The 20495-nt window shown below is 58.9% G+C and carries 20 protein-coding genes; 17 read left to right on the plus strand and 3 right to left on the minus strand.

From position 1 onward, the window contains the following. The first annotated feature begins 42 nt into the window (after nt 1-42). The 10 genes from FHT71_RS22400 (at nt 43) to FHT71_RS22450 (ending at nt 11788) form a co-directional block, all read left to right on the plus strand. The gene (locus FHT71_RS22400; RefSeq protein ID WP_132587934.1) at nt 43-1623 is read left to right on the plus strand and encodes an ATP-binding protein; all 1581 of its coding nucleotides are present in this window, start codon (nt 43-45) and stop codon (nt 1621-1623) included. After that, a complete protein-coding gene (locus tag FHT71_RS22405; RefSeq protein ID WP_132587935.1) occupies nt 1616-2272 on the plus strand; it encodes a response regulator transcription factor in 657 nt (218 codons plus the stop codon). The genes FHT71_RS22400 and FHT71_RS22405 overlap by 8 nt, the downstream gene beginning before the upstream one ends. Before the next feature lie 68 nt (nt 2273-2340). Further along, entirely contained in the window at nt 2341-2709 is a 369-nt protein-coding gene (locus FHT71_RS22410) for a response regulator (RefSeq protein ID WP_007795999.1), read from the plus strand. 204 nt (nt 2710-2913) lie between these two features. Further along, nucleotides 2914-3126 (plus strand): hypothetical protein, encoded by a 213-nt coding sequence (locus tag FHT71_RS22415; RefSeq protein WP_007795996.1) that lies wholly within the window; start codon nt 2914-2916, stop codon nt 3124-3126. Between the two features lie 430 nt (nt 3127-3556). Continuing rightward, nucleotides 3557-3769 carry a hypothetical protein gene (locus FHT71_RS22425; RefSeq protein WP_183722094.1) on the plus strand — a complete coding sequence of 71 codons (213 nt, stop codon included), beginning with the start codon at nt 3557-3559 and terminating at the stop codon, nt 3767-3769. A 47-nt stretch (nt 3770-3816) separates the two neighbouring features. Then, on the plus strand, nt 3817-5001 hold the full coding sequence (locus FHT71_RS22430; protein ID WP_183722097.1) for an efflux RND transporter periplasmic adaptor subunit: 1185 nt from the start codon (nt 3817-3819) through the stop codon (nt 4999-5001). A 4-nt stretch (nt 5002-5005) separates the two neighbouring features. Next, complete coding sequence (locus FHT71_RS22435; protein ID WP_183722100.1) at nt 5006-8116, plus strand: efflux RND transporter permease subunit; 3111 nt, start codon at nt 5006-5008, stop codon at nt 8114-8116. A 19-nt stretch (nt 8117-8135) separates the two neighbouring features. Next, nucleotides 8136-9383: an oxalate decarboxylase family bicupin gene (locus FHT71_RS22440; protein ID WP_183722103.1), complete on the plus strand. Its 1248-nt coding sequence runs from the start codon at nt 8136-8138 to the stop codon at nt 9381-9383. Between the two features lie 1001 nt (nt 9384-10384). Next, nucleotides 10385-11071 carry a GntR family transcriptional regulator gene (locus FHT71_RS22445; RefSeq protein ID WP_132587940.1) on the plus strand — a complete coding sequence of 229 codons (687 nt, stop codon included), beginning with the start codon at nt 10385-10387 and terminating at the stop codon, nt 11069-11071. A 42-nt stretch (nt 11072-11113) separates the two neighbouring features. Further along, nucleotides 11114-11788 carry a GntR family transcriptional regulator gene (locus FHT71_RS22450; RefSeq protein WP_132587941.1) on the plus strand — a complete coding sequence of 225 codons (675 nt, stop codon included), beginning with the start codon at nt 11114-11116 and terminating at the stop codon, nt 11786-11788. 10 nt (nt 11789-11798) lie between these two features. Here the strand turns inward: FHT71_RS22450 and FHT71_RS22455 are convergent, their stop codons facing one another. After that, a complete protein-coding gene (locus FHT71_RS22455; RefSeq protein WP_132587942.1) occupies nt 11799-13688 on the minus strand; it encodes a sugar phosphate isomerase/epimerase and 4-hydroxyphenylpyruvate domain-containing protein in 1890 nt (629 codons plus the stop codon). Nucleotides 13689-13936: 248 nt separating this feature from the next. On the opposite strand from FHT71_RS22455, the gene FHT71_RS22460 reads away from it, so the two are divergent. The 7 genes from FHT71_RS22460 (at nt 13937) to FHT71_RS22490 (ending at nt 19375) form a co-directional block, all read left to right on the plus strand. After that, nucleotides 13937-14767, plus strand: coding sequence for a transporter substrate-binding domain-containing protein (locus tag FHT71_RS22460; protein WP_183722104.1), 831 nt, complete (start codon nt 13937-13939; stop codon nt 14765-14767). A 104-nt stretch (nt 14768-14871) separates the two neighbouring features. Beyond that, on the plus strand, nt 14872-15315 hold the full coding sequence (gene aroQ, locus FHT71_RS22465) for a type II 3-dehydroquinate dehydratase (RefSeq protein ID WP_183722106.1): 444 nt from the start codon (nt 14872-14874) through the stop codon (nt 15313-15315). A gap of 9 nt (nt 15316-15324) precedes the next feature. Next, nucleotides 15325-15993, plus strand: a complete 669-nt coding sequence (locus FHT71_RS22470) for an amino acid ABC transporter permease (RefSeq protein WP_007795960.1) — start codon at nt 15325-15327, stop codon at nt 15991-15993. A 9-nt stretch (nt 15994-16002) separates the two neighbouring features. Then, nucleotides 16003-16644: an amino acid ABC transporter permease gene (locus FHT71_RS22475; RefSeq protein WP_183722108.1), complete on the plus strand. Its 642-nt coding sequence runs from the start codon at nt 16003-16005 to the stop codon at nt 16642-16644. A 38-nt stretch (nt 16645-16682) separates the two neighbouring features. Then, on the plus strand, nt 16683-17447 hold the full coding sequence (locus FHT71_RS22480) for an amino acid ABC transporter ATP-binding protein (protein WP_132587945.1): 765 nt from the start codon (nt 16683-16685) through the stop codon (nt 17445-17447). 19 nt (nt 17448-17466) lie between these two features. Further along, complete coding sequence (locus FHT71_RS22485; RefSeq protein WP_132587946.1) at nt 17467-18543, plus strand: Gfo/Idh/MocA family oxidoreductase; 1077 nt, start codon at nt 17467-17469, stop codon at nt 18541-18543. A gap of 1 nt (nt 18544) precedes the next feature. Next, nucleotides 18545-19375, plus strand: coding sequence for a ThiF family adenylyltransferase (locus tag FHT71_RS22490; protein WP_183722110.1), 831 nt, complete (start codon nt 18545-18547; stop codon nt 19373-19375). 11 nt (nt 19376-19386) lie between these two features. Here FHT71_RS22490 and FHT71_RS22495 read toward each other — a convergent pair whose 3' ends face one another. Beyond that, the gene (locus FHT71_RS22495; protein WP_132587948.1) at nt 19387-19704 is read right to left on the minus strand and encodes a DUF6665 family protein; all 318 of its coding nucleotides are present in this window, start codon (nt 19702-19704) and stop codon (nt 19387-19389) included. A gap of 93 nt (nt 19705-19797) precedes the next feature. Next, nucleotides 19798-20106, minus strand: a complete 309-nt coding sequence (locus FHT71_RS22500) for an MliC family protein (RefSeq protein WP_183722112.1) — start codon at nt 20104-20106, stop codon at nt 19798-19800. Nucleotides 20107-20495 lie beyond the last annotated feature (389 nt).

Here is a 20495-nt window from a genome sequence, read left to right on the forward strand (position 1 = left end):
CTGCAACAGGATATGCTCGCGGCCAAATAGACTGGGGGAACAATGTCTATAGTGTCAACTTTACTTCGCGCCCGCGATGCTGAAGGAGGCCACAACGTGGCCTTCGGCTTGATTGCCGTCGCGCTCGCCGCGGCCGTCTTTTACGTCGATACGTACACTGACATCGAGGGCGCCATCGCGGTGCTCTATGTCGTCATCATGCTGCTTGCCGCCCAGGCGACCACGCGCGTCGGCCTGTTTGTGATTGCGGCTGCATGTGCCGCTCTCACGCTCCTTTCCTACGCCCTGACGCATGGAGACGATGCTGACCTTCAGTCTACCACCCGCCTGATCGTCGCTCTTGCGGCGCTGTTCGTAACGACGATGCTGTTGGTGAAAACGGAGACCGCGCGCCTGACGCTGCTTTCAATCAATTCTGCCTTGAAAGAGAGCGAGGCAAGATACCGTTCGATTTTCGATCGCACGCGCGTCGCGCTCTGGGAGCGAGACTATTCGAAATTGCGGAGTTATCTGATGGATGTCAGGGCGCAGGGCGTTACCGACATCAAGACCCATGCGCGCACCAACCCGACCTTCGTCGATCATTGCATCGGCCTTATCAAGGTTGTCGCGGCCAATGAGGCGGCACGCGAGATGCTGGGGCCAGAATCTTCTGCAGTCGGCAGCCTGCGTCGATCCTTTATCACCGGGCAGGAACGGTTTCTCGACGTAGTGCAGGCAATCATGGACGGCGAGAGGGTCTTTGAAGACAAGGCCGAGGTACGCGCGGACAATGGCGAAGACAAACTCGTGCTGCTCAGTATCGCATTTCCCGAGGATCCGGCCGCATTCAACCGTGTGGTTGTCAGCATGGTCGATATCACGCAGCGCGAAATGGCCCTTAAGGCCCTGGCCGCAGCACAGGCTGAGTTGACGATGGCGTCGAAGGCCGCAACGGTCGGCGCAATGTCGGCATCGCTGGCACATGAACTCAACCAGCCGCTCGGTGCGATCGTGGTAAACTCTCAGACGCTCTTGAGGTGGCTTGATCGCGATCCGCCAGATCTCGCGGCTGTGCGCCGCTCGGCCGAACGAATGATCCGCGACAGCCAGCGCGCCAGCGACATTATCCAAAACACCCGCGGCCTTCTTTCTCCGTCGAACAACAAGCTCGAGAGTATCAGCCTGGACAGGTTGATCGACGAGACCATGGCTCTTATGGAGCACGAGCTACAGCGGAGTGGAACGACCGTGCATATCGAACGGAAGGCTCACATTCCGCCCGTCTCAGCCGTAAAGATCGAGCTGCAACAGGTACTGATCAATCTGCTTACCAACGCCATTCAGGCAATGGATGAGGCCAGCAGCCCGCAGAGGATCATCAGAATAGCGACAGCGCGGCCGGATATTGAGCATGTTAGTATTGCTGTGCGTGACACCGGACCCGGGATCACCGACGATGTGAAGGACAAGCTGTTTGCCCCCTTCTTCACGACCAAGGCGGCCGGCATGGGTATGGGCCTGTCTATTTGCCGCACTACATTGGAGGCCCGTGGTGGAAAGCTGGACGGGACCAATCATCACGACGGTGGCGCGATCTTCGAGATGAGCCTGCTGATTAAGCCGGAGGTGGAACATGCCTGATACACGTAGGCTGCAAAAGGAGCCGCCTGAACCTGTGGTCTTTATCGTCGATGACGATCTCTCGATGCGAGAAGCGCTGACGGACTTGTTCCGATCGATGAAATTCGATGCTGAGGCATTCGAGAGCGCGACGGCCTTTCTGGAAACCGCGAACTTCAACCGTCCGGGCTGCATCCTCCTCGATGTCCGCTTGCCAGGTGTCAGCGGTTTGGACTTCCAGACGCAGCTGGAGCGCATCGGCAGCAAGATGCCGATCGTCTTCATGACGGGGTTTGGTGACATTCCGATGAGCGTGCGCGCCATGAAGGCCGGCGCCGTCGATTTTCTGACCAAGCCCTTCAAGGACCAGGATATCCTCGACGCCGTTGCAGCGGCGATGGAACGTGACGCTGTGCGCCGCCGGCAAAATGCGCAAAGCGAAGCGGTCGCTTCGCTGGCGGGAAGCCTTACCCCGCGCGAGCGCGAGGTCATGGAAGCGGTGGTCAAGGGGCTGATGAACAAGCAGATCGCCTATGAGCTCGGCATCAGCGAGGTCACGGTGAAGCTACACCGCGGCAACGTCATGCGGAAAATGGAAGTTCGCTCGGTCGCCGAGCTCGTGAGGAAGACAGAAATGCTGGGCGAAGGGGTACGACCACCTGTATCTTAGTATGGTATCTTTGAATGGGGCGTGAGCGCATAACAAGACTGTGAAAGCAGTCAGAAAAGGTCGGTTCATTGCCCTCAGTCCCTACCATAGCCGTCGTCGACGACGACCAGGCCATCCGTGAAGCTATGGATGATCTCGTCAAGTCCTGCGGTTACGAGTGCCGTTTGTTCGCCTCGGCGGAAGAATTCCTCGTCTTCGAACCGCGATCAGCGATCGATTGCATGCTCGTCGACGTGAAGATGCCCGGCCTCAGCGGAATCGAACTGCAGGCAGAGTTGAACAAGCATTCGCAGCGTCCCCCGATGATCTTTGTCACGTCGTACAAGGACGAGCGGACGCGCAGCAGGGCAATGAACGGTGGCGCATTCGCCTTTCTTGGCAAGCCGGTCGATATCGAAAAGCTGATCGTTTGCCTCGAGCAGGCGCTCGCGCACTAGGTCGGATTGACGCGCCGCCGCTTCGATTGACGAGGCTTTGGCGCGTCGGATTATCGCCTATAAAAAACGGCCCGCCTGGCGAAAGCCAATGGGCGCATCTCAAATCGGTACTTCACCGGGACATGCCCTGACGACACCGTCTGGGCAAGCGATCCCGTGTCGCTTGCCCAGACACCCCGAAAGCAATATGCACAAGGAGACAAGATGATGTTCTCATTCACGAACACCCAGCTGTCGGAGCGAGATGGCTTGCTGTCCCTGAGTGTCAGCCTGGTCAATCACGTCTCGCGTCGATCATACACGTTGCGGTGCGAACTGCGGCGCGACGAGCCTGGCCACACGATTGACGCGGCACGTTTCGACGAGCGGCTTCAATCGCTCCGCCGGTCGATCGACAACTCCTTTTCCGGCAATTGACCGCCGCACAATCCTTCCATGAATCGACATCCGTCTACCCCTGTCAGCCGATCGCCAAGCGAACAGGTCAATGCTCGAGATCGTTTGCCGCCGGCAAGAGCAGCCAGGAAATCGCACTCATCCGCGGTTTGAGCAGTCATCCTGTCAATACCTATCTGCGCTCTGCCATGGGGACGCTCGACGTGGTCAATCAGATCCAGGCGGTCGCTGCCACGTGCTGTCTTCGGCTGATCTAATCGGGAACAATCGCCCTTGACGCACGCCGCAGCGGTCCATCAGCCGGCCGAGGTCATTGGCGCATTGGTGGCGACATCGGCGCCTGGCATCACGCTCATACCTTTTGCGAGATCCGACTAGACCTGCGTATAGATGTGCCGATGCCCATCCAGTTGTAGCCTTCTGTCATCACATTCATTGACAGGAGGACATGATGTCCAGGTTCAAAGACAAGCCAACCGTCCTGGCCCGGCTATTGGACGACATCGTCAAGTCAATCTCGATCCGATTTGAAGACGCCATCGAGGCGGCAGCACGCCGTCCTCAGGGTCTCTGGATGCAGCCTCAATACCTTCCTGTCCGCGTCCGCGCGGACGCGGACAGGCGCACGGCTTCCTATCACCGCGATCGATCATCAATCGGCTGATGCCGCATCTCAACACAATGGTTCGATCTACATTTCTGGAGCCCGGAATGACAACCATCCGAACCATTGCCACCCCTCCGAATCACAGGCGATCTGCCGCAGCAGCCGCTATCGTTGTGCTCGTGGTCGCGGGTGTGTCGGCAGCGTCGTTCTGGCTCGCGGGAACCGGGCCGACCGGAGCAGCACCTGGGGCCGGCGCTCCGGCAGTGCCGGTCCAGGTTGCCGCACCGTCGATGCAAGAGGTGCCGGTTTATCTCAATGGCCTCGGCACTGTGCAGGCGAATTACACGGTCAACATCACGACCCGCGTCGACGGCGAGCTTCAGAACGTCCTCTTTACGGAAGGACAGGCGGTCAAGAAGGGCGATCTTCTCGCCGTCATCGACCCCCGTCCGTATCAGGCCGCGGCCGATCAGGCGGCTGCAAAGATTCAGCAAGATCAAGCCGATCTTGCCAATGCGCAGTATCTGCTCGCAAAAGACCAAAAGCTCTCCCAACAGCAGATTGCCACCCAAGAGACCGTCGAGCAACAACAGAGCCAGGTGGCGAGTTTCATGGCCCAGCTTGCCGAGGATCAGGCGGCCAAGGAGGCCGCCGACGTCTCGCTCTCCTATACGCAGATCCGATCACCGATTGACGGGCGCACCGGTATCCGCCGCGTCGACGCGGGAAACCAGGTCCACACGACAGACACCACGCCGATCGTGACGATTACGCAAACGCAGCCGATTTCTGTGGTATCGACGCTTCGCGAAGACGATCTCGGCGCTGTTCGGGATGCGATGAAGTCGGGTCCCGTTGCAGTCGATGCGCTCGCGATGGACCAGTCCAGAACGCTGGCGACCGGCAGCCTTTCCCTGATCGACAACGTGATCGATCAAAACAGCGGCACCATCCGCATCAAGTCCACGTTCGAGAACCAAGACGACGCTCTGTGGCCGGGACAATTTGTGCTGCTGCGGCTCAGGCAGAAGACGCTTCATCAGGCGATCACGATCCCGTCGGCGGCGCTACAGCGCGGCGTGGACGGCTTCTTCGTCTACGTCGTCGATGGCAACGGCACCACCGCGGTCCGCAAGGTTGTTCCCGGGCCGATCGAGAAAGGCCGGGCCGTCATCACAAACGGGCTTGCCGGCAACGAGCAGGTGGTGACTGCCGGCCAGTACCGGCTCGATGTGGGCACACATGTGTCTGTCGAGCAAGGCTCATCAAACACGGCGCAGAAGGAGTAGCGTGGTGTCTATCTCCTCGTGGTTCATTCAAAGACCGATCGCCACCTCTTTGCTGATGGCCGCGTTGTTTGCCATCGGGGTCGTTGCCTACCCTCTCCTGCCTGTCGCGCCGTTGCCTCAGGTCGACTTCCCTACGATCCAGGTGTCGACGCAGTTCCCGGGCGCCGATCCGAAAACAATGGCCTCATCCGTCACGCAGCCGCTCGAGCGACAGTTCGGTCAGATTCCCGGCGTTACGCAGATGACGTCGACGAGCACGCTCGGCAGCAGCTCAATTACGCTTCAGTTCGATCTGTCACGCAATGTGGACAACGCTGCACAGGACGTTCAGACAGCGATCAACGCCGCCGGCGGGCAACTGCCGACAGGCCTGCCGTCGCCGCCGACCTACCGAAAGGTCAACCCGGCGGACCCGCCCGTCATGGTGTTGGCACTAACATCGGACACGCTGCCGCTCACCCAGGTTGATGACTACGCCGAGAGCGTTCTCGCCCAGCATGTCAGCCAGCTCAATGGCGTTTCCCAAGTCCTGATCTTCGGCCAGCAGAAACCCGCCGTACGCCTACAGATCGATCCTCGTAAGATCGCGAACATGGGGCTGTCGCTCGAAGACGTCAGGACCGCTGTCACCGGCATCACCAGCAACGCACCGAAGGGCTCCGTTCAGGGAACAGAACGGACGTACACCATCTACGACAACGACCAATTGCTGGATGCAGCGCCCTGGAACGATGCAATCGTTGCCTACCGGGACGGTGCGCCGGTTCGCATCCGCGATATAGGCCAGGCGGTTGATGGACCGGAGAACACCCAGCTCGCCGCCTGGGCGAATGGCAAGCACGCGATTTTGCTGCCGATCTTCAAGCTGCCGGGCGCCAATGTCGTCGAAACCGTCGATCAGATCAAGGCGACGCTGCCTCAGCTCCAGGCGATCGCGCCCGCAGCCATTCATCTTTCGATCCTCAGCGACCGGACCGAGACAATCCGTGCGTCGGTGCTCGACGTCGAGACGACACTCATGATCACGATCGCGCTCGTCGTCACGGTCATCTTCGTCTTCCTGCGCAATCTCTTTGCAACCGTCATCCCAAGCATTACCGTGCCGTTGGCGCTCCTGGCGACGCTGGCTTTGATGTATCTCGCCGGATTCAGCCTCGACAACCTTTCGCTGATGGGATTGAGCATAGCTGTCGGCTTCGTCGTCGATGATGCGATCGTCATGGTGGAGAACATTCATCGCCACATGGAGATGGGCAAGATGCCGAACGAGGCTGCCATCGATGGCGCCCGCGAGATCGGCTTCACCATCATCTCGATCAGCATCTCTCTGGTCGCGGTCTTCATACCGCTGCTTCTGATGGGTGGCATTGTCGGAAGATTGTTTCGCGAGTTCGCCATTACCGTGACGATGACAATCGGCGTTTCCGCACTCGTCTCGCTGACCATTACGCCGATGATGGCCGCCCGCTTCCTGAAACCTGACGAGGCGTCCGGCCATGGAAAGCTCTATGCTGCATCCGAGCGCATCTTCGACCTCATGCTTGACGTCTATCGGCGCACACTCGACGTCGCGCTGCGCCACCATCGCCTGACGATGGTCGCATTCCTTGCCTCGCTCGCAGCAACCGGCATCCTCTTCGTCAACATTCCGAAAGGCTTCTTCCCGACGCAAGATACGGGCCTGATCACCGGCATCCTGGAATCTTCCCAGGATATCTCGTTTGCCGAAATGGCACGGCATCAGGTGGAAGCTGGCAATATTGTCGCAAGCGATCCAGCCGTTGCGACAATCGGCATGGCTGTCGGCGGCGGCTCGGGGCTGACAGTTAACACAGGCCGCATGTTCATCACACTCAAGCCGCGCGATGAGCGAGACGCATCGGCGAGCGAGATCATCAACCGGCTGCGCACGAAGCTGGCACAGATGCAGGGCGCACAGCTTTTTCTACAGCCGGCGCAGGACATCAATGTCGGCGGCAGGAGTTCGGCCACGCAGTTCCAATACACGCTGCAGGATGGCGACGCTGACGAGCTCGACGACTGGTCAAACAGGCTGCTGGCCAAGTTCAAGACCCTGCCTGAGCTGACCGACGTCGCCACGGACCAGCAAAATGGTGGCGCTACCGTCACCCTGGCAATCGATCGCGATCAGGCATCCCGCTTCGGCATATCCCCCCAGACGATCGACAACACGCTCTACGATGCCTTTGGTCAGCGCCAGGTCACACAGTATTTCACCGACTTGAACAGCTATCATGTCGTCCTTGAGTTGGCTCCGCAGGCTCAGAATTCGCCGCTGGCGATCAATGGCCTCTACATCAAGTCGCCGCTGACCGGTCAACAGGTGCCGCTCAACCAGCTGGTCAGGCAGACCACCGAACCGACGGCGGTTCTCGCGGTCAATCATCAAAGCCAGTTTCCCTCCGTCACGCTGTCCTTCAACCTAGCCAAGGGCGTGGCGTTGAGCCAGGCGGTCGCAGCCATCGGCAAGGCCGAGGTCGAGATGGGCAAGCCGGCGACGTTGATCGGCAGTTTCCAGGGTAACGCCCAGGCCTATCAAAGCTCCCTGGCGAGCGAGCCGCTGCTGGTACTTGCTGCTCTCGCGGTCATCTATCTCATCCTCGGCGTGCTATACGAGAGCTACGTCCATCCGCTGACTATCCTGTCGACCCTTCCCTCCGCTGGTCTCGGCGCGCTGGCGATGCTGTGGCTCTTCGGCTTTGACTTTACCGTAATCGCCCTGATTGGCGTTATTCTCCTGATCGGGATCGTGAAGAAGAACGGCATCATGATCGTCGACTTCGCCATCGCGGCTCAGCGCGAAGAGGGCCTGTCACCAAAGGATGCGATCCGCCAGGCCTGCCTGCTGCGCTTCCGTCCGATTATCATGACGACTTGTGCGGCGCTGCTTGCCGGCATGCCTTTGATGGTCGGTCACGGCACCGGCTCGGAGCTTCGCCAACCGCTCGGCTACGCCATGGTTGGCGGCCTTTTGATCAGCCAGGTCATGACACTCTACACAACACCGGTCGTCTACCTCTACCTCGAAAAGCTCGGCGAACTGTTCACTCGAAGGCGACCTGCAGTTCCCGGTGTTCCAGCGCCGGCGGAATAGTCCAACAGGAGTGACAGCCATGGAACCCTTATCAAGACGCACAGTGCTTGCCCTTGGAGCGATGGGAGGCACGGCGCTCGCGGCGGGTGGCGCCCACGCCGCCAGCTTCGGCAATCCGGATCAGCCGGCCGAGGGCGCGATCAATGCCAATCGTGCCGGCCTTTCGGATCCCGGTCCGAAAAACCCCGCGATCAACGAGCAATTTCCCTCGTTTCAAAACCCGCCAGCAACGGATGTGGGTGACATGCAGCTGTTTTGGGGATCGTTCAACAATGCCGCCAAGCGCATCCAGAATGGAGGCTGGGCGCGCCAGGTCACCAAGTCGGATTTTGCGATCTCCGAGGCCGTTTCCGGCGTCAACATGCGGCTCGGTCCCGGCGGCATCCGCGAGATGCACTGGCACCGTGCCGCCGAATGGGCGATCATGACCAACGGGCGCTGCCGCGTCACGGTTCTTGATCCCCAGGGGCGAGCCTATGTGCAGGATGTGGAGGCAGGCGATCTCTGGTATTTTCCAGCCGGATTCCCTCATTCGCTGCAAGGACTTGGGCCGGATGGCTGCGAATTCGTGATCGTCTTTGACGAAGGCGACCAATCCGAATATGGCACGCTGCTTCTGACGGACTGGCTGGCGCACACATCGCCGGAACTTCTGGCCAAGAACTTCGGCGTGCCGCAGGAGACGTTCAGGAACATTCCGTTGCAGGATCTCTGGATTTTCCAGGGCAAGGAGCCCGGTCCGCTTTCGGCTGACCAAGAGGCCGTCGCTTCTGCTGGACTGCCGCCGTATCCCTTTACCTACAGGCTTTCGGGCTCGGCTCCACTGAAGCAGAACGCATCCGGCACGATCCAGCTTGCCGACAGCAATAGCTTCAAGGTGTCCAAAACCATTGCGGCGGCGATCGAGACGATTAGGCCCGGAGCCGTGCGGGAGATGCATTGGCACCCGAATGCAGACGAATGGCAGTATTGGATCAAGGGGGAAGGTCGAATGACGGTGTTCGACGCCGGTCCGCGCAGCCAGACGGCCGACTTCCGGCCGGGTGATATCGGATACATAAAGAGAAGCCAGGGCCACATCATCGAAAACACCGGCAAGACGGATCTGCAATTCGTGGCCGTCTTTAAGGTTGCTGAGTATCAGGAGATAGGCCTGTCGTCCTGGCTGACGCACACGCCGGCAGCGCTTGTGGCACAGCATCTCAATGTCAGTGTCGCCGACATTGAGAAATTCCCTGCCGATCAGCCGGGTATCGTGCCGCGCTGAACCGCGATATCGCGGCGGCGCCAGGCGCCAAAATGCCCCTTTTCTCCCGTCATCGACGGGAGAACAGACAAAGCGCCGGCGAAAAGCTCGTCAGGGTGCTTACAGATCTCGTCGGAGGTAGCGACCTGCTGGATGTCACCGGCTTTGAGAGTGACGATGCGATCGCAGGCGTCATTCCCTCGGCCTGGTCGTCGGTCGCGTCAATGATCGCTATGCCGACGGCTCGGTGCAGCCGCTTGATTTCGGTACGGGTCGTGGCACGTCAACTTCGTTGAAGACAAGCAATCGTCGAGTGGTTGGCTGGGCACCTTTCGGCCTGGCGTGACGGACCAGCTTAGTCGACACTGTCGGCCGCAACGATACGCGAACCGCAGCTAAAAGCCGCAAGTCGTAAAGAACATACAAAATGTCGCACATGCGATATCACGTAATTAAATGAAAGCTAATGTGCGTCATAACGAAATAAATCGCGCGCGAAGCGCGCCGGGAACGCATCAAATGACTCCGTCCGAATTCAGGGCGGCGCTCGCTGTCACTGGATTGACGGCAAGCGTCGCCGCAGAGCTTTTTGGCGTCGATGAACTCGCTAGCCGTCGGTGGGCGTCGGGTGAGCAGCCGGTCCCACGTGCCGTTGCGCTCAGTCTGTGGCTGATGGCATCCTATGGCGTTTCAGTGGCCCAAGCGCGAATTCTTTCAGAAAGTCCAAAATTGCCAAAGTCGGCTTGAGCGCTTAGGCCCGGAATCTCCTGTTACCGCCGGAGGCCTCTTCCGAGCGAAGGTCGGCCTCGTGGTGAGGCGCTGAGGGGCCGCCTGATCTTGCTTAGCCTCTGCCAAGGGCGGCATTTCTATCAAGGCTGTGACGCAGGTTTGGGGTTCCTACGCGATGGAATCGGTGGCGACCCGTTCCCACTCATGATCCTGCGCCCAATCTGCGCTACTTGTTGAATTTGGCCTAGCTATCCGGATATATAGGAGGAAAGAAGAAATCTCGGAGACAGACCGTGCGCCAGGAAATTGTTGAGGAAACTGTCGCTGAGAGCGGTTATCGGCAAATAAGGGCGGACATCATATTCGGGCGCCTCGCGCCCGGCCAGAAGCTCAAGCTGGAGAATTTGAAAGGCGCTTACGAGACCAGCGTCAGTACGCTCCGGGAAATTCTCAACCGCCTGACGTCTGAAGGGCTCGTTGTGGCTGAAGGTCAGCGAGGCTTTGAGGTTGCACGAGTATCCGTTGCGGACCTCAAAGAGATCGCAGCTCTGCGCCTGCTTCTGGAAGAGCACGCGCTCGAACAGTCCTTCGAACAGGGCGATGTGGAGTGGGAGGCAAGACTGGTGTCTGCTCATTACAAGCTTGCGCGGATGGAACAGGTCATGGCGTCGGGCGACACAAGCAGAGCGGAAGACTGGAAGCGCTACGACTGGGAGTTTCACCAGGCCCTGATTTCCGCCTGCGGATCGCGTCTGCTGATGGAGACCCACTCGGCCGTTTTCGACAAATACCTGCGATATCAGATGGTTGCGCTGTCCTATCGCGGCAGCGTTGCCGAACAGGAACATAGGCAACTTCTGGAGGCCGCGTTGCAACGCGATAGCAAGACCGCAAAGAAAGTCCTGCAGTGTCATATACAAGCAGGCGTCGAGCATGCGCTTGGAAAAGGCCTGTTATCCGCCGTGCCACCACAATCGTGATAGTCGGCACTCTCGTAGTGCCTGAGCAAAGCAGAGGACCTCATGCTCAAAATTGCCGGTGAACCTTCCGAGACCGTAGGCGACGTCGTTTTCCGGCAGATCCGTCAGGACATCATTTCCGGCGCCTTGGCGCCTGGTGCGAAAATCAAACTTGAGCAAGCCAAGGAGCGCTATTCGATTAGCGTATCGTCGCTGCGCGAAATACTCAGCCGCCTGACCACGGAAAACCTGGTGCTAGCGGAAGGCCAGCGCGGCTTTGAAGTCAGCCCGGCCTCCCGCAAGGAGCTCGAGGAGCTCGCCGATCTGCGTACCGTGTTGGAAACCCATGCGATCGAGCTTTCATTTTCGGCCGGAAATCTCGAGTGGGAGGGACGCATCGTCGCCGCCCACCACAAGCTGGCGGCAGCGGAGAAGAAACTGCTAGCAGGCGATACATCACGCACCATCGACTGGGTTCGCTATGATTGGGAATTTCACCAGGCGATCGTATCGGCTTGCAATTCCGCAACACTCATGGCGGCGCTATCTTCTGTGTTCGACAGGTTTTTACGCTATCACATGCTAGCCCAGAGCTTTCGCGGTCAGGCCGTCGTTGACGACCACAAGCTACTTTTCGAACTTGCCTTGAAGCGCGACATCGAGGGCGCTCGAGCCGTCATTCGCCGGCATATAGAAAGCGGGGTGGCGCACGTCCTGAAGAGCGGTCGCATCGACTGACCGGCGCCGATCAGACGGCATCCTTCGGGACACCTTCGGGCCGCATCTGCCTCTTGAGTGCAGCAATACGGAAAATGGCGTTCGGCGCGCCATAGCCCCGATAGCCGCGTCGTTCGACGATTTCGAAGAAGAACCCCTCGCCGTAGGTGCCGCTGTAGAGCTGGAAATATTCTCCATGCTCATCGCGGTCATAAAGGATGTTTTCTGCCTTCAGGCGCTCGGTGAGATCGGCATCCAAACCGAAGCGGGCTTCGACATCGTCATAATAGTTCGGTGAGATGTGGAGCGGCTTGAAGCCTTGCTTGCGAAGCGATCTGGCGGTGACGAAAATGTCGTCGGTCGAAAAGGCCAGATGCTGGATGCCCGAACCGAATTTTTCGGCGATGAAGTGACCGGCGAGCGTGCGGCGGTTCTCCGCGCCATTCATTGTAAGGCGCAGCCTGCCGGTTTCATTTTCAACGACCTGGCTGCGCACAACGCCGCTCGGATCGATGATATCAACCATTGGCGTCTTTCTGGTCTCGAAAATTGAAGTGTAGAAGAGCAGCCAAGTCAGCATTTCATCATAGGCGACCGTCTGGGCGATATGGTCGAACTGCAGCAGTCCGGCGCCAGCCTTGCCGCCGTCTTCTGAAACCGGCTCGAAATCGATTTCCGAGAAACGGCCGAGCGGGCTCTTGTCGTCGATGAGGTAGATCAAGCCGCCGCCGACGCCGCGAATTGCCGGCAGTTCGAGTTCGCCATCGGCAACGGCCTGTTGGAAGGGCTCAGCATCCATCGCAAGAGCGCGCCGATAAGCTTCACTGGCATCCTCGACAACGAGCGCCAGAGCATAAGCGAATGTGCCGTGGACTGCATAGGCAGCGCTTGCAAAACCGAGCGGATCGGCATTGACCAGAATCCGGATACTGCCCTGTTCAAACAACGTCACCTTTTTAGATCGATGGATGGCCCTCTTGCGAAAACCCAAGGCCTGTAAGAGCGCAATCAGCTCGACGGCCTCGTCTTCATCGGTGGCGAATTCAACAAAGCCAATACCCCTGACGACAGCACGTTCCGGCATGGGAACGCCGATCGGCGTCTGCACATTGCGGCGAACCTGGTCGGCCAGATAGATCAGCGAACGATGACCATCCGCGGCGATCGCCCGCGTGGAGCCGCCACGAAACTGGTCATTGAAGATCTCCAGCGAGAAATAGCCGTCATACCCGGTCGACGCCACGGCCTCGGTGAACGCGGTTACCGGCAGATCGCCCTCGCCTGGCATGTTGCGAAAATGGCGGCTCCAATAGAGCAGATCCATGTCGATCAGCGGCGCATCGGCCAATTGTACGATGAAGATCTTCTCCTTTGGAATCGACCGGATCGAGTTGATATCAATCTTGCGCGAGAGCGAATGGAAGCTGTCGAGGATAAGCCCGACGTTCGGATGATGAGCGCGACGCACGATCTCCCAGGCATCGCGGTGGTCGTTGACGTAACGGCCCCAGGCGAGCGCCTCATAACCCACCTTGAGGCCGCGTTTGGCCGCGCGCTCACCCAATTCGTGAAAGTCGGCAGCCGCGCGATCGATGCCTCCAAGCGCTGCCTGCGAGACGTTCGAGCAGACAAGCACCATGTCGGTTCCGAGTTCCTGCATGACGTCGAACTTGCGTTCAGCCCGGTCGAAGGTACGGCTTCGAAGCCCATCCGGCATGCCTTCGAAGTCGCGGAAGGGCTGGAAAAGCGTTATCTTGAGCCCGAGATCGGTCGCCATCTTGCCGACGTCGGCGGGGCTCCCGTCAAAGGCCAGAAAGTCGTTCTCGAAAATCTCGACACCGTCGAAGCCCGCGCGCGCAATGGCTTCAAGCTTGTCGGGTAATTCGCCGCTGAGCGTTACCGTCGCAATCGAGGTCTTCATAATTCAAAACCCTTTCCATCGTCGCACCGGAGCGCTGCCATGGGCCACTTTGCCTGACGCGCCAACTCTCGATCATGGTATTATGCCAAATGTCGTGAACATTTCAAATCAATTGGTCAAATCAAAAGTATCATATGATTGTTAAAAACTCTGTTGATTTATAACAGATCCTCTGGCAAGAGTTGGTCATGCAGTCGGGAGAGGATGACTGTTGGGTCCGAGCGACCGCCAAAAAGGAGGAGGAATCAATGTTCAAATCGCTGCTGACGCGCCGAAATGCGATGCTGGGTGCCGCTGCTGTCGTAGCTGCCATCGGGCTTGCCAATCCGGCTGAAGCCGTCACGCCCGAAGAAATCAAAGCCAGAGGAAAGCTTATCGTTGGCATCCAGGGCGACAACCCGCCGTGGGGCTTTGTGACGAGCGGCGGCAAGCAGGACGGGCTCGATGCCGATATTGCAACGCTTTACGCCAAGGAACTGGGCGTTTCCGTCGAATTCGTGCCGCTGGAAGTCAACAACCGCATTCCGGCCCTGACCACGGGCCGCGTCGACGTTCTCTTCGCAACGATGGCCATGCTGCCGGAGCGCGCCAAGGCCGTTCAGTTCAGCAAGCCTTACGTCGCCAACGCCATCGTGCTGATTGCGCCAAAGTCCATGTCGGTCAAAACGAATGACGACATGGCCAATCTTTCGATTGGTGTCGCGAAAGGTGCTGCTCAAGATACCCAGGTCACCAAGAACGCACCCCAGAGCGCTACGATCCGCCGCTTCGACGGCGATGCACCCAGCGTGCAGGCGCTGGTGTCCGGCCAGGTGCAGGCGCTCGGCGGCAACATCTTCTACATGGACCGTGTCGAGAAGGCCCGTCCGGGCGAATTCGAAAACAAGCTTGAGTTCCAGAAGCTCTACAATGGCGCTTGCACACGGCTTGGCGAGAAGGAGATCAATGCCTCGATCAACGCCTTCGTCGACAAGATCAAGGCCGATGGCGAGCTCAAAAAGATCTATGACAAGTGGATGAAAGTGCCGGTTCCCGAGTTCCCCGAGAGCCTGGACGGCATTCCGTTCAGCGCCAACTGAGCCAGTAACCGCTTGGCAAAAGCAAACGGGCGGGCGTTGCGATGCCCGCCGACGGTGTCGCGACGCCGAAAAGCACGGCTTTGCGCGTTTCGAGGAGCGCGATCATGAACAATACGATATTTGTGCTCAACGGGCCCAACCTGAACCTGCTTGGCCAGCGCGAGCCCGCCATCTACGGCGCGACAACACTCGCGCAGATCAAGGAAAAATGCCTCGCCAAGGCAAATAACCTTGGGTTCGACATCGACTTTCGCCAGACAAATTTCGAAGGTGAGCTTGTAGAGAGCGTGCACCAGGCACGCAACAAGGCCTGCGGCATCATCATCAACCCGGCCGGCTACACCTTCACGTCGATTGCACTCCTGGACGCGCTGAAGACTTTCGATCCGCCGAAAATCGAACTGCATATCTCCAACGTGCATGCGCGTGAGAGCATCTATCACAAGTCCCTCATCTCTCGTGCAGCAACGGCAATCATCATTGGGTTTGGCGCAGCTGGCTATGAATTGGCGATCCAAGCCATGGCCGGGATGGTCGAACGCGACTGAGGAGAGGTGATGAACTACACGTTGGATTTCACGCCGGTCATCGATGGCCTGCCGAGCCTGCTCCTCGGCTGTCTCGGCACGTTGCTGCTCGCCATTTGCGGCATGCTGCTGGCAATCGTGATTGGCATCGGCGGCGTCGCATTGCGCGATTCGCGCTACAAATCGCTGCGCTGGCTGGTGATCGGCTTTGTCGAGCTCATTCGCAACACGCCGTTCCTGGTTCAGATCTTCTTCCTGTATTTCGCCCTCCCCCTTGCCGGCATCCGGCTGGATCCGACGCCAACGGCGATCATCGCTCTTGGGATCAACGGCGGCGCCTACGCCATCGAGATTATCCGTGGCGGCGTCCAGTCCATCTCGAAAGGTCAGATGGAAGCCGGCCTCGCGCTCGGCCTGCACAAGGCGCAGGTTTTCCGCCTCATCATCCTCAAGCCGGCGCTGAGGGCGATCTATCCGTCGCTGACCAGCCAGTTCGTGCTGCTGACGCTATCGACCAGCATTGCCTCGGCCATCTCGGCCTATGAGCTCACCTCGGTTTCGCAGCGCATCGAGTCGGAGAGTTTCCGCAGCTTCGAGGTCTATTTCACTGTGACGGTTTTCTACCTCGTCATTTCCTGGCTGATGATGCGCCTCTTTGCGTTCTTCTCGGCACGTTATTTCGCCTATCCGGTCAAGTAGGAGCAATCGATGGGCAGCGAAGAATTCGTCTTCCTTCTGATCGGTCTGAAATGGACCGTCGTCTTGTCCGCGGTTGGCTTCGTCTGCGGATGCATTGCCGGGCTCGGTGTGGCGCTCGCGCGCACTTCGGAAATTCCGCTGCTGGAGCGACTGATGGCCGGCTACATCGCGGTCTTTCAGGGAACACCGCTGCTGATGCAGCTCTTCGTGGTCTATTACGGACTTGCCCTGATCGGTTTCAAGCTCGATGCCTGGGTGGCTGTTGCCATCGGCCTGACGCTGCATGCCAGCGCCTATCTGGGCGAAATCTGGCGTGGCTCGATCGAAGCGGTTCCGCACGGCCAGACCGAGGCCGCAAGAGCGCTCAGCCTCAAATATGTCTCGCGCATGAAGGACGTCATCCTGCCACAGGCTCTGCGCATCTCACTGCCGGCAACGATCGGCTTCCTCGTGCAGTTGATCAAGGGAACCTCGCTCGCCTCCATCGTCGGCTTCACGGAACTCACCCGCGCCGGCAACATCATTTCCAACCAGATCTTCGAGCCGCTGACGGTCTTCGGGATCGTGGGCGCGCTGTATTTCCTGATGTGCTGCCCGTTGACGATTTTCGGCGCCCGTCTTGAACGGAAGTTCGCCGCCGCATCGCGGTGATCTCCGGCGCCTGCCACGAAAGAGACGGAATTAAACTCATGAACAGTCCTTTGCCCGCATCGACCGCCGAAACCATTATCACCATGGACCACGTGGAGAAGTGGTATGGCGCCTTTCAGGCCTTACACGATATCAACCTGTCGGTTCGCAAGGGCGAGAGGATTGTGCTGTGCGGTCCGTCCGGCAGCGGAAAATCGACGCTGATCCGCTGCATCAATCATCTGGAAACCTATCAGAAGGGGGAAATCCGCGTCGGCGGCATCCTGCTCGCAAACCAAGCGAAGGCAGTCGACGCGATCCGCCGCGAAGTCGGCATGGTCTTCCAGCAGTTCAATCTCTTTCCCCATCTGACCGTGTTGCAAAACTGCATGCTCGCGCCGATGCGCGCGCTTGGCGTTGGAAGGGCGGAGGCAGAAGACCGCGCACGTTCTCTGCTTGGCCGGGTCAAGATCCTTGAACAGGCAGGCAAATATCCTGTGCAGCTTTCCGGCGGCCAACAGCAGCGCGTCGCAATCGCACGGGCGCTCTGCATGCGCCCGAAGGTCATGCTCTTCGATGAGCCGACCTCAGCTCTGGATCCGGAGATGGTCAAGGAAGTGCTCGATACCATGATCAGTCTTGCCGACGAAGGCATGACGATGGTCTGCGTGACGCATGAAATGGGCTTCGCCCGACAGGTCGCAAACCGCGTGATCTTCATGGCGAGCGGCGCGATCGTCGAGGAGGCGCCTCCTGGGGAGTTCTTCACCAATCCCAGCCATGAGCGCACACGCAAATTCCTCGGCGAAATCCTGCGCAACTAGGACTTTTGAGGGAATTTTCATGTCAGCACCATCGCAGTCGGCTCCCTTGAAAATCGCGGTGATGGGCGCCGGTCTCATCGGTCAGCGCCATATCGAAGGCATTCTGGCCGAGCCGCGCACGATACTTTCCGCCGTCATCGATCCCTCTGATGCCGGGCGTGACTTTGCGGCAAGCAAGGGCGCTTCATGGTTTTCCACACTTGCCGAGGCGACAGCAGCCAAGCGCCCGGACGGCGTAATTGTTGCCACCCCGAACCAACTTCATGTCGATAACGCCCTGGAGGCCATTGCAACGGAAATTCCCGTCCTTGTCGAGAAGCCGATCGCCGATAATGCGCAAGCAGCGGCCCTTCTCGTTGCCGCCGGCGCAAGGGCAGGCATCCCCATCCTGGTTGGTCACCATCGCCGTCATAATCCCATGATACGGGCGGCAAAACGCGTTCTCGACAGCGGTCGGCTCGGTAAGATCCTGACTGTCCAGGCGACATTCTGGGTCGCCAAGCCGGACAGCTACTTCAATATCGGTTGGCGCCGACAGGAAGGTGCGGGGCCGACCTTCATCAACCTGATCCATGACGTTGATCTCTTCCGCTATTTCTTCGGCGAGGTCGAAGCCGTCCATGCAATGGAGTCAAATTCGGCCCGCCAGCACCTTGTCGAGGACACAGTCGTCATCCTGCTCCGTTTCGCGAGCGGTGTGCTCGCAACGTTGAATGCATCCGATGCTGTCGCCTCTCCCTGGAGCTGGGAGATGACGACTGGGGAGAACCCGGCGTTTCCGCACCAGGATCAATTTTGCTACCAGATCGGGGGGACGGGCGGATCGCTGGCCATTCCCCAACTCGCGCTTTGGACCAATGCGTCGAAGCCAGATTGGCTTGAACCGCTGGTCACGGAACACGTGCCCTTCACTCCGGCCGATCCACTGGCGCTGCAGCTTTTACACTTCTGCGATGTCATTCGTCGTGAAGCAGAGCCCCTTGTCAGCGGCAAGGAAGGTCTTGCGACCCTGCGCGTGATCGAGGCGATCAAGGCATCGGCGCGGTCAGGCGAGACGATCCACCTGGACAACGTCCAGGTTCGACGAGGTCATTGAAATGATTACTGGGACCACCCGGCTAATTGCTCATCTCGGCTATCCGACAGAGTCATTCAAGGCTCCCCTGATCTACAATCCCTATTTCGAAAAGAGTGGCATCGACGCCGTCGTCGTACCAATGGGTTGCAAGCCCGAAGACTATCCGTCATTCCTCAAGCTCGTCTTCAGACTTTCGAATATTCACGGCGCCCTCGTCACGATGCCCCACAAGATTACGACAATGGGGTTGATTGACGAGGTGTCGACGAATGCGAAAGTGGCCGGCTCCTGCAACGCGGTCAGGCTCGCGCCGGACGGACGGTTGATGGGCGACATGTTCGACGGCGAGGGTTTCGTGAGGGGACTCTTGCGCAAGGGACAAACGATAACAGGGGCGCAGGTATTGATCGTCGGCGCTGGCGGTGTCGGGTCGGCGATCGCTGCGTCACTGGCAGGCGCTGGCGTGCGCCGGATTGCGCTTCATGATGACAACGCTGTCACGCTCAATGGGCTTAGAAGCCGTCTGACGACACACTATCCGACGACAGAAGTGACTGCTGGCTCGAATGACCCGACGGGTTTCGATATCGTCGTCAACGCGACACCGCTCGGAATGGGGAAAGACGATCCGTTGCCTCTTGATGTGTCTCGGCTGTCTGCGTCCACTTTCGTGGGCGAAGTCGTCATGAAGGAAGAAATCACGCCGCTGCTGGCCGCGGCACGCGCGCGTGGATGCCCATTTCAGATTGGCACGGATATGCTGTTCGAGCAGATCCCGGCCTATCTGGAATTCTTTGGATTCCCAACGACAACGGCAGATGACCTGCGGCAGATCGCAAGGCTTCGATGATCGCGCTCCGATCACTTGCGCAGCGCGCCAAGCCTTGCAAGAACCTCGTCGGGGATTTCGTAGCGCTTGATGACATCCCTCCCATTGTGGAGCCCGCAGATCTCGCGTTGAACAAACAACGCCCAAACGGCTTCGGAGGCGTCGTCGAGAAGGCTTTGCCGGTCAATTCTTCGGTCGTCTACTGACCACGCTGCAAGCCTCGCCAACGCGGCTTCCGCTTTCCTGCCCTGACGGCCCAGAGCGTCCGCTCGCGCTGAGGCAAGCTCATATTCCAATGGATTCAAGGCACTCGACTGGCCAGAGAGTGATCGTGGTGGCCTCAGACTCACAATGTCTTCCTTCCCGGATATCCGCTCCATTCTCGTCAGGCAGCGAAGTCGCCGCGTTGCCAACGGGCTTCCTAGATGTATCAACCAACTCGCTCAGTTGGTATGGCATGTTTCCTTCTTCCCATCACGCGTCAGCGTGGCTTCCCGGCCCTTGATCCAGAACTCCATATCACTGTTGGCGTAGCGGCCGCCGTCGGCCGAAACGACCTGCGGCAGATTGATCTTGCCCGATGAACCCGAGAAGACAAGCACGACACTTCCGGGCGAACCACTGGGTGACGAAAAGGCTGCATGGAGACGTGTGCCGGCGGTGCATTCGTATTGTGCCTCGATGGCAACCGTACTGTTTGCCGATACCGCAAGAGCAGCAAGCGCAAGTGTCACGATTGTTTTCGCAGTCATCACGGCCCCTTTGCCAAACTCGATAGTCAATCGCTCGTTTCACGCCTTGCGCCAGCGTGTCAGCCGTCGGATGACGCCCTGGTCAACAACCAAGTCTAACCCTCAAGCGCTCTTGAAGAAAGGCATCGCGTCTTTGGCCCTGCTTCCAAAGCGTGCTCACGCTTCGTGAGCGGCGGCATGCTGCTTGACGTTCGCGCGTTTCAGAGGCGAGCGAAATTGAACCGGTGACACCGCTATGGCGTCGCCAACAAGCATTGCGATCCGAGCCTTCAAGGCGCGAGCCGCACGATGTTGCATTTGGGCGTGCAACGCACTATCCAGCCGGCTTCAGAATATGGAGAAGCCAAGTCATATTTTCTCCAATGCGGATTTTGGGCTGATTGGATCGG

Source organism: Rhizobium sp. BK060, from assembly GCF_014193145.1.
In the GTDB taxonomy this organism is placed as follows: Bacteria; Pseudomonadota; Alphaproteobacteria; order Rhizobiales; family Rhizobiaceae; genus Rhizobium.

Coding starts and splice junctions, on each gene's coding strand:
- FHT71_RS22475 (WP_183722108.1), top strand. CDS start 16,003: ATGGGCAGCGAAGAATTCGTCTTCCTTCTGATCGGTCTGAAATGGACC.
- FHT71_RS22490 (WP_183722110.1), top strand. CDS start 18,545: ATGATTACTGGGACCACCCGGCTAATTGCTCATCTCGGCTATCCGACA.
- FHT71_RS22450 (WP_132587941.1), top strand. CDS start 11,114: ATGCTCAAAATTGCCGGTGAACCTTCCGAGACCGTAGGCGACGTCGTT.
- FHT71_RS22425 (WP_183722094.1), top strand. CDS start 3,557: ATGTCCAGGTTCAAAGACAAGCCAACCGTCCTGGCCCGGCTATTGGAC.
- aroQ (WP_183722106.1), top strand. CDS start 14,872: ATGAACAATACGATATTTGTGCTCAACGGGCCCAACCTGAACCTGCTT.
- FHT71_RS22480 (WP_132587945.1), top strand. CDS start 16,683: ATGAACAGTCCTTTGCCCGCATCGACCGCCGAAACCATTATCACCATG.
- FHT71_RS22440 (WP_183722103.1), top strand. CDS start 8,136: ATGGAACCCTTATCAAGACGCACAGTGCTTGCCCTTGGAGCGATGGGA.
- FHT71_RS22430 (WP_183722097.1), top strand. CDS start 3,817: ATGACAACCATCCGAACCATTGCCACCCCTCCGAATCACAGGCGATCT.
- FHT71_RS22460 (WP_183722104.1), top strand. CDS start 13,937: ATGTTCAAATCGCTGCTGACGCGCCGAAATGCGATGCTGGGTGCCGCT.
- FHT71_RS22500 (WP_183722112.1), bottom strand. CDS start 20,106: ATGACTGCGAAAACAATCGTGACACTTGCGCTTGCTGCTCTTGCGGTA.
- FHT71_RS22415 (WP_007795996.1), top strand. CDS start 2,914: ATGATGTTCTCATTCACGAACACCCAGCTGTCGGAGCGAGATGGCTTG.
- FHT71_RS22470 (WP_007795960.1), top strand. CDS start 15,325: ATGAACTACACGTTGGATTTCACGCCGGTCATCGATGGCCTGCCGAGC.
- FHT71_RS22405 (WP_132587935.1), top strand. CDS start 1,616: ATGCCTGATACACGTAGGCTGCAAAAGGAGCCGCCTGAACCTGTGGTC.
- FHT71_RS22485 (WP_132587946.1), top strand. CDS start 17,467: ATGTCAGCACCATCGCAGTCGGCTCCCTTGAAAATCGCGGTGATGGGC.
- FHT71_RS22400 (WP_132587934.1), top strand. CDS start 43: ATGTCTATAGTGTCAACTTTACTTCGCGCCCGCGATGCTGAAGGAGGC.
- FHT71_RS22455 (WP_132587942.1), bottom strand. CDS start 13,688: ATGAAGACCTCGATTGCGACGGTAACGCTCAGCGGCGAATTACCCGAC.